At 34.3% G+C, this 12,963-nt stretch carries 11 protein-coding genes and 2 pseudogenes; 8 read left to right on the top strand and 5 right to left on the bottom strand.

Translation table 11 applies throughout. From position 1 onward, the window contains the following. Positions 1-438 precede the first annotated feature (438 nt). Together ACIQ7T_RS19190 and ACIQ7T_RS19185 are read right to left on the bottom strand one after the other, a co-directional pair. Positions 439-1,392: a Tle-like phospholipase domain-containing protein gene (locus tag ACIQ7T_RS19190; protein WP_370083567.1), complete on the bottom strand. Its 954-nt coding sequence runs from the start codon at positions 1,390-1,392 to the stop codon at positions 439-441. A 195-nt stretch (positions 1,393-1,587) separates the two neighbouring features. Beyond that, on the bottom strand, positions 1,588-1,710 hold the full coding sequence (locus tag ACIQ7T_RS19185; RefSeq protein WP_370083565.1) for a hypothetical protein: 123 nt from the start codon (positions 1,708-1,710) through the stop codon (positions 1,588-1,590). A 296-nt stretch (positions 1,711-2,006) separates the two neighbouring features. On the opposite strand from ACIQ7T_RS19185, the gene ACIQ7T_RS19180 reads away from it, so the two are divergent. The 6 genes and pseudogenes from ACIQ7T_RS19180 (at position 2,007) to ACIQ7T_RS19155 (ending at position 7,864) form a co-directional block, all read left to right on the top strand. Then, positions 2,007-2,480, top strand: coding sequence for a DinB family protein (locus ACIQ7T_RS19180; protein ID WP_370083563.1), 474 nt, complete (start codon positions 2,007-2,009; stop codon positions 2,478-2,480). Beyond that, a pseudogene (locus ACIQ7T_RS19175) lies at positions 2,480-4,458 on the top strand (S9 family peptidase). Before ACIQ7T_RS19180 ends, ACIQ7T_RS19175 begins: the two are co-directional and overlap by 1 nt. 423 nt (positions 4,459-4,881) lie before the next feature. Beyond that, positions 4,882-5,391, top strand: coding sequence for a hypothetical protein (locus ACIQ7T_RS19170; protein WP_370083559.1), 510 nt, complete (start codon positions 4,882-4,884; stop codon positions 5,389-5,391). Positions 5,392-5,557: 166 nt separating this feature from the next. Next, a complete protein-coding gene (locus ACIQ7T_RS19165) occupies positions 5,558-6,031 on the top strand; it encodes a GNAT family N-acetyltransferase (protein ID WP_370076659.1) in 474 nt (157 codons plus the stop codon). A gap of 730 nt (positions 6,032-6,761) precedes the next feature. Continuing rightward, entirely contained in the window at positions 6,762-7,253 is a 492-nt protein-coding gene (locus tag ACIQ7T_RS19160; protein WP_402872619.1) for a DinB family protein, read from the top strand. A 321-nt stretch (positions 7,254-7,574) separates the two neighbouring features. Next, positions 7,575-7,864, top strand: a pseudogene (locus tag ACIQ7T_RS19155) (CcdC protein domain-containing protein). Positions 7,865-8,120: 256 nt separating this feature from the next. Here the strand turns inward: ACIQ7T_RS19155 and ACIQ7T_RS19150 are convergent. Then, complete coding sequence (locus ACIQ7T_RS19150; protein ID WP_370076655.1) at positions 8,121-8,549, bottom strand: HEAT repeat domain-containing protein; 429 nt, start codon at positions 8,547-8,549, stop codon at positions 8,121-8,123. Positions 8,550-8,984: 435 nt separating this feature from the next. Here ACIQ7T_RS19150 and ACIQ7T_RS19145 point away from each other — a divergent pair, with 435 nt between their 5' ends. Then, positions 8,985-9,569 (top strand): hypothetical protein, encoded by a 585-nt coding sequence (locus ACIQ7T_RS19145; protein WP_370076653.1) that lies wholly within the window; start codon positions 8,985-8,987, stop codon positions 9,567-9,569. A gap of 279 nt (positions 9,570-9,848) precedes the next feature. Here ACIQ7T_RS19145 and ACIQ7T_RS19140 read toward each other — a convergent pair whose 3' ends face one another. After that, positions 9,849-10,451 (bottom strand): LysE/ArgO family amino acid transporter, encoded by a 603-nt coding sequence (locus tag ACIQ7T_RS19140; protein WP_370076651.1) that lies wholly within the window; start codon positions 10,449-10,451, stop codon positions 9,849-9,851. Positions 10,452-10,715: 264 nt separating this feature from the next. Between ACIQ7T_RS19140 and ACIQ7T_RS19135 the strand changes: the two genes are divergently transcribed. Beyond that, entirely contained in the window at positions 10,716-12,143 is a 1,428-nt protein-coding gene (locus tag ACIQ7T_RS19135) for an aminotransferase-like domain-containing protein (RefSeq protein WP_402872614.1), read from the top strand. 229 nt (positions 12,144-12,372) lie between these two features. Here the strand turns inward: ACIQ7T_RS19135 and ACIQ7T_RS19130 are convergent, their stop codons facing one another. Further along, positions 12,373-12,861, bottom strand: coding sequence for a 3-isopropylmalate dehydratase small subunit (locus tag ACIQ7T_RS19130; protein WP_370076647.1), 489 nt, complete (start codon positions 12,859-12,861; stop codon positions 12,373-12,375). Between the last annotated feature and the right edge of the window lie 102 nt (positions 12,862-12,963).

Here is a 12,963-nt window from a genome sequence, read left to right as displayed (position 1 = left end):
TTCGAGTATATTTATAAAAGTTTAGTATCTGTAAATTTTTCTCTCCGTTATTTAACTAACAGAGAGGATATATCAAAGTGCAGTATTAAATTACAACACTATATTGAGTGAATATCTGAAAGAAAATGTGCAGTAGGAGAATGAAATTAATTAATCACAAACATGGACTCCAGACGCTAATCGAATGATTACAGATTATATCGAAAATGAGTACCTAGAAATGTATGAGGATTGGGACTGACAGAGCTAATGAATGCGTTACAGATGAAATCTTGCAGAAAATCCAAACAATCTTAGATAAAGCTTTTGCCAGCGATTCGGTTAAACAATATTGGACTTTAGAAAAGAAAATCGTAATTTAAATACTGTACATTTTAAGCAAAACTAAATGGACAAAAAAATGTGTATTCAGTAATGAATACACATTTTAATAAAAACTTAATGATACACGTCATTTGAAAGATATTTTATGCTGTGATAGTCCACAATATTTTTATTTTTGTTAATTCGGTAGTAGTTAACGATATCTATGAGTGGAGTTAATGGTGAATAATCCAAAGAAGTGTAATGAGGAATTTTTTTATTCACTGCACCTTCTTCACCGATATACGATAGTTTGCTAGAATGCATATCGTGTATACTATTTAACCATTCATTATCAACGAAAAGGTTTTTTACATCACTGTGATATGTACGGTTTTTGTTTGCAGTCCATTGAGTATCAGTCATTTGTGACTTAGCTACTGGTAAAGCATTAAAAGTATATACTCCGCTAATTTTTTCCTTTTTGATAGGACCATAATGAGTAAACTTTTGGTTAGAAACTACTGTTATTCCAGCACGAACGTCTAAGTAGGACTTCGCTGCCAACCATCCACCTAAAGAATGTCCTGTAAAATACCATTGGTAGTCTTTATAACCAAATTTATCATAGATATAGTTAAGGTAGAGGTGCGCTTGATGTAATTGGCCTGGAACACTACCATTCAATAATGATGATGCTGCTGTTGCATAATCTGAAACATCTTCTGAACCTGCAAAGGCAATGAATAGTTTCTTACTACCATTTGGATCGGCAATAACAACTGTCATTGCTTTAAAGCCAGTTCTATCTAAATTGTAACTAGGTGCTCCCATCTTATGATTTTGATTAGAGTTAATGTCTACCGAATCAATCACTTTAAATTTATTTGGACCATGTTCAAGATTGATTGCATGTTGGATTTCAGCATTTGTCTTATTTCCGACTTTGTAAACTTGGTCTGCTAAATCATAGTATAGTTTACTAGGGTTATCTGCATAACCTGCTTGTGCTTTACTAGCACCAATAGAAAATGTAAATAGTAGTAGGATGGCAGAAAGTAAAACTGTAAAACTAAATTTTTTTAACATGAAAAATTAATACCTCCTTTTATTAAGTATATTGGTAATTATCCTTTATTTTGGTAATTAAGTCTACGGTATTATTAATTAAACAAGTATATTTACGAAGATTTTTTTGTATCAGCAATAATAGTGAACATTTTGAGGATTAAACAAAAATAGAGCGATTAAATCGCTCTATAATCCCATTATGTATTCAAGTAATTACTTATTTCTTTCAAGTTCTTCGATACGTTTTTCTAACTTTTTAATCTTAGCATCAGCTGAGACAGCAAAGGCGAATGATAAACAAGCAAAAGAAAAGGCCATAAGTGCAAAAGAGTTCATTTAAGTACCTCCGAATAATAATAAAGGAAAATTGTTGTAATTAATTTACGGATGAAAATGGAAAAGGTTTCAAATAGTTCATGGCGATTGAAAAGGAAAAAGCCGCAGCGTAGCCCATACTACAGTAAACTAATGAACAATAGAGGAAATTAATAAATAAGGTAATCTACTACTTATTACGAATATCAAGAATTTGTGAAGAATCATACTCGAACTACGGCGCTGGTTAGTTGAAGAAGGAAATAGTTGGATTTATATCGAAATATATTGTAATAAGCTAGATTGGAGTGCTTACAATGATTAAATTATTTGAATACAACTGGCAGGTAAGAGATGAATGGTTTGACTGGTGCAATCAACTGACAATTGAAGAGTTGTTAAAAGACCGCAGGGGTGGAGTAGGAAATATATTATATACACTTTTTCACATAATTGATGTGGAATATAGTTGGATTCGTGGTATTCAAGGCAAAGAAGATGTAGTATTTCAGTTTGCTGATTATCCTACACTTGAAAAGGTTAAATCTCTTTCAGTTAAATTACGAAATGAAATAGCTGAATTTATAAAAACAAATGTAGGAGATTTAAAAGAAAAATTAGTCAGTGTTTCTTGGGATGAAGATAAATACACTGTTGACGAAATATTACACCATATAGTTACTCACGAAATTCACCACATAGGTCAACTTTCTGTTTGGGCAAGAGAATTAGAACTAAGTCCTGTACCTGCTAACTTTATTGGAAGAGATTTAACGAGAGGGGTTAATTAATGAATATGAATGAAAAAACATATCCAAGTATAGAAGAGATTATTTCATTACCAACCTTATCAGATACAAACATAAGTGATGATGGCAAAAACGTAGCATTTGTAAAGAAGACAGCTAACTGGGAAGATAATACATATAGGAATCATGTATGGATATATGAAAAAGATAAGGGGCAGTGTTACCAATTAACAACTAGGGATATAGAGAGTACATACCCTTTATGGTCTCCAAATTCTAGAGCTATCGCATACCTTAGCCCAGTTGGTGACGGGGATAATAAGAAAAATCAGATCTTTGTTAAGTCCATAGATGGTCATAGTGGGGTTCAAATTACTAATTAGAAAGAAGGGGTCAGTAAATTCAAATGGGAGCCTACTGGCAATGGATTTTATTATGTTGCACAGTCAAAAGAATCTGAGACGATAAAGAAACGTAAGGAACTATATGGAGATTTCTATCATATAGGTAAGGAATATCAAAATAGTTGTTTATATTACATTGAAATAGAAAAAGAGATCCAAAATGATAAAGGTGAACACGGAAATAGCGTTATTTATCAACTAACGGATGGTAAGGATTTTCATATCCATGAATTTGATATTTCAAATGGTGGGAAAAAGGTTGTATTTATGGCTACACCAAGTCCGAATATGGGAGATTTTATTAAAGGAAATCTATACTTACTAGATATTAAAGCTGGAGAGCTACAAAAGATAAATATAGATAAATTGTTGGGAGGGAGTGTTTGCTTCTCCCCTGAAGGTAGCAAAATATGTTACTCAGCAAGCATAAGGGAGAAGGATTATTATAAGACCCATATACAAGACAGTACGCTAGAGATTTATGATATTAATAGCGGAGAGCTATTTCAACCTTTAACAGATTTTGATAGTACGGTTATGCCATTACGGTGGACAGCTAAAGGAATTTTAATTCGATGGCAGAATAAAACTAATTATCTTATTGGGTTGTATCTGAGAATGGCACTGTGGAAATGTTAAGCGAAAAAGTAGATAGCTTTATAATGGAGGCTTCTATAACAAGTGATGGAAATCATATATCCTATAATAAGGCGATAACAAATGAAACCTTTGAAATCTATTTAGACGATAAAAAAATAACGAATGAAAATAGCTTTTTTAAAGGAAAGCTTAAAAGTAACAGGGAAATAATCTCATGGCAAAGTAGTGATGGTCTTGAAATAGAGGGAGTTTTATCAACCCCAGTAGAGTTTGACGCAAATAAAAAATATCCCTTATTAGTAGTAATTCATGGTGGACCGGCTTGGGCATCCTTTCCAATATTTTCAGACTGTTTTAATGAGAAATATCCTATTGAACAGTTTATCGAAAAAGGCTTTATCGTTTTAGAACCAAACTACAGGGGAAGCTCTGGTTATGGCAATAAATTTCTAACAGCAAACTACAGAAAACTGGGAATTGCTGACTACGATGATGTTATTTCTGGAGTGGATACACTAGTTGACAAAGGAATTGCAGATAAAGAGAGAGTAGGGGTTATGGGATGGAGCAACGGGGGATATATATCAGCTTTCTGTTCTACATTTAGTAGTAGATTTAAAGCCATTTCAGTTGGAGGTGGAATTACAAATTGGAGTAGCCATTATGTAAATACAGATATACCTTACTTTATTAAGATGTATTTAGGAAATGATCCATGGAACGATCCAGAAATCTATACTAAAACATCACCAATGACATATATTAAATCCGCCTGTACCCCGACTTTAATCCAACATGGCGAAAAGGATGCAAGAATTCCAACTCCAAATGCATATGAACTATATCAAGGATTAAGGGATATGGAAGTCGATACAGAATTAATTATTTTTAAAGGAATGGCATATAGTTCTGACCAGCCTGGAATTAATGTGGCTATTATGAAGCAAAATTTGATGTGGTTTTCACACCATATTCTTGGAGAAAGTTTGAAAGACTTTAGAATGCCAATCAAATGAACGATGGCGAGTGCCCTGTTGTCTTTTGAAGTCGTTTTTCAAAGGAACTTATTTATTAGATTCTTTACAAGAATCTGTAGATAATTGTTATGATGAGGATTAATTGATTATAGAATACTAAGAATCCTGATTTAAGTAATGATATATATTTATAAGGTTCATAAAGCTACATATTATTTTACCGCTTTGATTTACAAAGCCGATTATCTCTAAACATAGAGTAAATCGGCTTTTTCTCTAAAAATTTGCTTAGCGTACGAAATTCACGTTTGTTGCGCTACCCCTTTTTAAGCTAACGGGGCTTTACTTCAAGATTGGATTCCGTAGAGATTCCATCTTTTTCTTAGTCAACTAACGGCGTAAATACTTCAATAACCACAAAGGATATTTATGGTAAAATTTTGTTGGAAGGGGAGAATGAAGTTGAGTAAAAGGAAAAAAGTGCTATTTCGAATTTCAATAGGTTTGAACATATTTCTTATCGCAGTTGTAGCTTGGGGAATTATAAAAATGAATTTTGTTAAAGAGCAAGTTTTCGTTACGGAAGTACAGCGTAATTTAGTAGAATTGGAAGGTTTGATAGAAAATCAGATTGATGATAACTGGTCCGAACCCAATTTGGTTACAACTAAATTAGGAGATGTATTGAATGGAATTTGGCTTGGTATGACTACTGGAAAGCAATTGGGAACGCTTTCTAAAAGTGACAACGACATTCTTGAACATTTTTATTCTAAATTAAATCAATATCCTAAAGATGAATTATATAGATTTGTTGATTTAACCGAAGAGGATAAAAAGAATTTTGAAGAGTTGCGGGAAACACTCCGTGAAGTAGGATTAGGATTAAATATTACTATAAGTACAAATATGGATTCCTTTATAAATCAAGCAGAGAAATTAAACGAAAAAATTAAATACCCATTAAATTAACATTTACTTGATATTTTGTTAACGGGGTGCACTAACGGGGCGAAATTGTTCAATTAGAGCAATAGATTCTTGTGCTAAGTAGGTTAGTTGCATAAAGAATAATATATAGTTTGCTTTAATGTTAATATTAGTTTAAATAGATTTTTACATAAAAAGGGGGATTAAGATGGAAATTCGTTCAGTTAAAGGTTCAGACTACTATGTAATTTCACCTCTAATCAATGAGTGGTGGGGTGGCAGGAATATGTCTGATATGTTACCAAAGTTATTCTTCGACCATTTTACACAAACAAGTTTCATTGCAGAAAAGGATGGTAAACTTGTTGGTTTTCTAATAGGATTCCTTTCTCAAACTCATGCAAATGAGGCGTATATTCATTTCGTTGGAGTTCATCCTGAATACAGAAAGCATAATATTGGAAACCATTTATACAATGAATTTTTTAATGTGGTAAAGCAAAATAATCGAAGTATTGTTCGATGTGTAACGTCACCTGTCAACAAAGTTTCGATTGCCTATCATACCAAGATGGGTTTTGAAATTGAAGATGGAGATAGAAGTGTTGATGATCTGTCAATAAATACAGAATATGACGGACCAAATCAAGACAGAGTTTTATTTGTAAAAAAATTAGATTAAATTCTAGTTTCTTATTGCATTAATTAAAGATCATTGAGTTGCGAAGGCAGCTCTTTTTTCTTTAAACGGATGTAAAACAGAAAAAGTCAGTTATCATTGCAGGAAAAAGTAAGAAGAGAAGGTGGACAATGGACACGAATGATCGGAAAATAAGATTAGAGTTTCTCTTGCAAAAGTAAAAAGAGAAAGAAATAATGAATTACAGATGCAATTAGATTGGATGTTGGAGCCGTTCTCAACTAAAGAAAGTATTAGGATGTTAGATGTTGAAGAAAAGGAAAAAATGAAAACTGAATTTATAGCGAGCATCCCCATAATTGAATGGGTAAGTCTAGACTTCTGGGATTATTGAAAATATTATTCATTTAGCAGCAGAAGATGCCTATCAACAGTATGTATTTTGCCCATCACCTAAATTTGTAATAGAATTCGTTGAACCTGACTTAATAACCATTGCTTGGTAACAAGGGGGTTCTTGATCGATACGTTTTACTAACGGCGCAAGTTGCTATACAGTCTAATCGATTATTCAAGAATATGGCACTTTAATTAAAAATACGCATCTCTTTATTAAAGAAATACGCCCGATTGTGGAAGATCGTTAATTAAAGTTCAGGCTACACAAATATAAAGACCATGTATATTTTCACTCCTATGTACTATTTTCGAAAAATTTGATAAATTAATAGTAAGTAATGTTTAGAGAGTTACAAAAAAGGAGGCGATCCAAATGAGTAAAAAAGGACTCTTGCAAAATGGAGTCAATCAAGTTTTTTACGAAGAAGAATGGTACCCACCGTTATCAGAAGCATTAAAGAATCTCACTGCTGCACAAGCATGTTGGCAACCAGAAGGAAAGGCCTCTAATACGATTTGGGAAAATGCAAACCATTTACTAACCTTTAAAGAGCGCTTACTTTCTCGCTTATATAAAGATGACACATTTGTTGCTCCACAAAATAATGATGAAACGTTTATCCAAGGTGAAGCTAATGATGAAGATGCTTGGCAAGAAACAGTGAAGCGAACGCTTCACGTACATGATGCCTTAAAATCTTCATTAGCATCCTTTCAAGAAGCAGTATTGGATCAACCTAGTCCTTCTCTTCCAGTTTGGCAACAATATCTAAATATCCTTTTGCATGACGCTTATCATACAGGACAAATTGTACAACTTCGTAAACTACAAGGTTCATGGCCAGCTAAGCGCTCAAATTTATAAACGATGATTAAAATTGATTGAATATTGCACACAACAAAGCGATTTAAAAGCAGATCGAACTGTTACATCAAATAAAATCCCGATTTCCTAGTATTCAAATTGAGAAATTGGGATTTTTTATTAACCCATAATAGCGCCTGATTGTCGTTCATCCTGCCTCAAAAAATTTCTAATTCTATTTGCTACATCCTCTTTAGAAATCACTTCACTTGCATATTTTTTAACATATTGAGTTCCAACGCATACGCTATGTATTGCTTGTTCAAATAAGCATTTATCATTATTTTTGGATTGTTCATTTTAGTTCGCAGAATCCGTTCTATGTACAAACCAACCAAAGGCAGAGGAGGGCGAATAATTCTTCCCCTTCTATTTTTGACACCAGGATTTTCATTTTTTCTAAACGCTTCTGTGCACGTCACATACCTTCAATTATCTATAGCAATTTTTTTAGGAGTGGGTTTTTCTATTCCTCTTATTTTATGGTCAGATTATGAAATACGAAATGATGGTTTAATTATGCTGCTACTTGTTATTTAATTCCTTGGAGAATAGCTTGCTATATAAAGTATAAAAAGGTTCTTAAACTAAAAAATACAGTTAGTTTTTAGAACTTTGTATTTCTCTAACACTCTCCAAAATGAAACAAGGAGTATAAGTTTGTGAATAAATGCTCTTAAACTAACGAAGCAGGTTAGTTTAATAAGGTGTTTGTTTTATCATTAAACAATAAAGACGGATGATCAAAGAAAAGAAGTAATACAATTTAATATTAGTTTTCGATGAACCGCAGCGTAAGATAAGAAAAAGCCATTCCCTCCACAAGCGGAGAGAATGACTTTCCTTCATAAATCGCAAAACTACTGATTATAGTTTTGCCCAACGTTCCTCTAACCAGTTCATAAATTCTACACCTTTGTCGCCTTCATACGCATCAAAGACATCTAAACGCATACGTTTTAGTTTATCCGCAAAGTCTACCACTGTATGGTCCTTCGGCAAGCTCTTTTTCACCCGCAGGAAAATTTTGTCTGTGCCTTTGATAATATCAAAACGTGCAGGTGATGGCTTCTCTACGTCCTCACCAAACGCCGCGAGTGCTTCATAGGCTGCTAATTGCACCTTGTTGACAGTATCATGCTGCATACGATTTTTTAATAAATCTATGATTTTGTCATGTTGATAAGCCGATAACATTTCGACTGCGTCTAAACGCTCTCGCCAGCTAGACGTATAATTGGCCTGTTTTTTTAATGTTTCATACTGCTCAGGTAATGCTTTTTCAAACTGTTTCAAGTAATTGCACCTCTTTTTTTAACTAGAGGAAAAATGAATTCTTCTTCTGCTTCTCTTATTATACGTTGTCTGGGTGAAAATAGCTATGAATAGCTGGTAAGGATATTTATATAGAAAATGGAAACTAACTACATTAAGGTGAACCGTATCATAAGTATGTACTATTCTTTATTAGATTTGCTTTTCTTATTAAACTCCCATGAAAGAACTTAATCATCTTTCATTTTCTGTGGTGTAGTGCTGGTTTTTGCGCTACATGGATGGCTAACGGGGGCTTTACTTGAAGAAGGATTATTATCTCAACTACTAGAATACATAGATATGTGCAATTCTGGGTGCTAATTAAATGATTAAAATCCTTACTTATTCAAATAACTGACATACGAAAAATTTCAAACCCGTTACAAATACTAGAAATTCATTGGAGGTGTTAGCTTGAGTATAGATTTAGAAAAATTGAACTCAGATATATTAGACGAGGCAAACGAAATTCTATACAAATTAGGATTGTACGATGCCTTAAAAAAGTACGGTAATCCTAAAGTAAGTGGTAGTTATTCGTTAAAGTTGATGACGTGGAGAGATTTAGATATTTACCTTGAAACAGACACAAGTAATAATGACAATTTTTTTGAGTTAGGGAAAGAAATTTCAATTAAATTAAAACCAACAAAAATGAGTTTTAGAAATGAGTTAATTGGGAAAACACCACATTTACCAAATGGGCTATATTGGGGAGTACATACAAACTTATTTGGACACCAATGGAAAATTGATATTTGGGCTATTGGTTCAGAAGAAGTTAAGAAAAAACAAAATGATGTAGAAGAAATAAAAATTCAACTTGATGACATTAAAAGAAAATCAATATTGGAATTAAAAAAACAATTGCATAGTCATCCTAAATATCGCAAGGCATTTTTTAGTATAGATATTTATCAATCAGTTATAAACGATAATATTGAATCCTTAAGCCAATTTGAAGAATGGTTATCTAGAAAGAATGGAATAAAATTATAACCAATTTTAAACATAAGAGGCTTTTCATCAAAGGGGAGAATGACTATTTCTTCTTCAACTAACGGGGGGCGTTTCTACAATAAGTAGAGACGCTTTTTTACAAATAGAGCAGGTCTTTAAACATAAATAAAAGCTGATCTAATATCAAAATTAGTTCAGCTTAAAAAAAGTGTATTTTAATGTTGCACAATCTATATAGGATACTATTCTATTAAGTGTATTACTTTAACTCTTGATTTTTAATAAAAACTAGTATCCTGAGCGTTTTTAGTGAATACGTTACAGTAAACCACTAACAAGATAGAGAGCGGTTGCCCAAATAAAAATCGCTGAGCATTTATTAAAAATATTCATAAGCTTCCCAGAGCTATCAAGTCTTTTCAAGGATGCTCCAGCAATGATAAGACCGAAAAACCATAACCAAGAAATCAAAACACATGCTGCAGTGAACAACATTTGCTCCGTCCCACTATATTTTAAAGCACTCGTCCCGATAACACCTATTGTATCTAAAATGGCATGTGGATTTAAGAGAGAGACAGAGACCGCGAATAAAATTTGTTTTTTTACAGGAAGTGCCTCGTTATTATCGGTAGATGCAGGATTTGAGCGCCAAATTGTATAGCCCATATAAAGTAAGAAAAGTATCCCAACACTCATCAAGGCGATACGTAACCACTCAAATTGCAACACAATTATAGATAAACCGAATACCGCAAGTAGTATTAGAAGCGTATCACAAATTGAGGCAGTGATGCTGGCGGGTAAGGCCCGAACTAGATGTGGCTGAGTCGCACCTTGGGAAAAGACAAAGACATTTTGTACGCCAAGGGGCAAAATAAGTCCAAATGCTAAAATCATTCCATGTAGAAATGCTTCCAATGAAATTCCTCCTTTCACTAAACATTTTAGATATGATATAACTAAAAGAAAACGACCAATTGGGTGGTTTTTAAGCCATCCAATTTTAACTTCTTTTAGCGGCTGTTTGGACACCCGCTGAAAGAAGTTAAAGCCTCCGGCGGATGTTACGAAATCGGAAAGGAGTTCTTAGGCTAACTGACCTGCATCGTGCAGGCCTAAGTATAAAGCCGATTCCGAAAGCAATTATGCCGAGGTATAATTGATATGTTTGAGGTGATACGAATGAGCTGGCAACCAAGTAGACAGGGAGAAATGACATTACAGCAGCAAATTATTCAGTGGATTACTGAGCATATAGAACGTGGAGATTGGGTGGCAGGAACAAAGCTACCGACACAAAGACAGCTAGCTATGCAGTTCGGGGTCAATCGCAGTACTGTTCAGCAGGCGTTAGAGGAGTTAAAAGCAGCAGGAATATTGGAATCGAAGGTAGGCTCAGGTATTTATGTAGCACAAAATTCATGGGATTCATTAATTACACAAACACAACCAAATTGGCAAAAGTACATAGACACGAGTCTCCATAAGCCCAATTATCATACCATTCAATTAATCAATGAATACGAGCAGCGCGATGATATCATTCGATTGGGAACTGGAGAGCTTGCACCTAGTTTATTGCCCACTACTGAAATTGAAGCGTCTTTGAAAGAGCTCTCTTTGCAGCCGAAAGCTTTAGGCTATTCATCACCACAAGGTAGCGATAAACTTCGAGAAGCGATTTGCGAATACGTGAAAAAAAGGGGGATCTATGCAAAGCCCAAAAATGTTTGTATTGTCTCTGGTGCACTTCAAGCATTGCAATTGGTTGCTGTTGGGCTGCTTGAGCAGGGTTCTATCGTATTCCAGGAACAGACGTCTTATTTAAATTCAGTCCATCCTTTCCAATCTGTAGGTATGCAAATGCTGTCTATCGAACGTGATGAACAGCTTGCACAAACCTTAGCTCAAAAGAAAAGAAAAAGGCAGGCTGTATTTTATGCTGTACCTACGTTAAACAATCCAACTGGTGGGGTATGGACGTCGCTTGAAAAAAGGGAACTTTATGAAGCGTGTAAAGCATCTCGTATTCCTATCATTGAGGATGACGTCTATCATGAATTGCTATTTGAAGCGGCAACGTCTCCAATTAAATCAATGGATGATAGCGGGCAAGTCCTTTATATTGGGAGTGTTTCGAAAACATTAAGCCCCGGACTCCGTATTGGCTGGTTAATCGGTCCAACTACAGTGATTGAGCGGTTAGCAGATATAAAAATGCAGACAGATTACGGATCAAGCGCCATCTCACAGGAAATTGTGCTGCATTGGTTGCAATCTGGTAAGTATGAGAAGCATATTCAAAGTTTGCGGAAAGAATTATTACTGAGAGCCAACTTTGTTGAGGGTATATTACAAGAGAGATTTACGGAAATTGCTAGTTGGGATAAGCCGAAAGGTGGCTTCTATATTTGGCTTAGGTTTCATGAGCCAATCGTTGATAAAGACTTATTTACCAAGCTATTGCATCGACAAGTTCTCATTAATCCCGGCTATATTTACGATCCTCAAGATACACAGCATATTCGATTATCATATGCATATGGAACATATGAAGAGTTGGAAATTGGACTACAAATATTATACGAATGTGTTTTGAAGCGGTTATAAAGAATAGAAAAATAGTATGGGTAAAATAAGATTTTAAAAAGCCTCTCTTTAATCTAGCTTTGTTCAAAAGAGGGGCTTTGTATTTATGTTGGAATCAGTTAAATATTCAGTTGGAATAGCCTTTTAACAATGCAATCTGTACATCATGTTTTATGATATGACATTTCACCATCTGCAACATTGTCCGCAGCGAGTTTTGTCAATGCTTCAAGAACAAGTAAATGCTCCGTCATAACTTATATGTTTTATGCTCAGCTAAATAATTTACTAAGCCATTATTATTCAAAATATCAACCATTACTTCGGGCATTTTTGTCCCTGTATAAGATTGTCCATTTACTGTAACAATGCCTGAAATTAGATCTGCCTCAACGATGTCACCTGGCTGAATTTGATAATCTTTCAGTTCGATGATGGGTAAGCCGATGTTTATGGCATTTCTAAAGAAAATACGGGCAAAGGATTTTGCAATGATTAATGAAACACCAGCTGTTTTTAATGCAAGTGGTGCTTGCTCGCGTGATGAACCACAACCAAAGTTTTCTCCTGCAACAACAATATCACCCTCTGCTACTTTTTTACTGAACTCTGGATCTAAATCTTCCAGTACATGATCAGCTAGTGATTGTAAATTTAATGTTTTTGTATATTTCCCTGGAATAATACGGTCTGTATCAATATTATCGCCATAAACGTGGGATTTTCCTGTAATTTTCATATTGATCACCCCTCGTATATTAGTAGTAAGAGCTCTTTCCGATAGAATTTCCAGTTGATCCGGACAACTGGGGAATCTGTTGGATTTCCTATAGGAGATAGT

It is taken from the genome of Lysinibacillus sp. NPDC096212, assembly GCF_044763105.1.
Lineage (GTDB): Bacteria > Bacillota > Bacilli > Bacillales_A > Planococcaceae > Lysinibacillus.
Note: the sequence above shows the minus strand (reverse complement) of the source record. Positions and strands in the feature narration are given on the sequence as shown.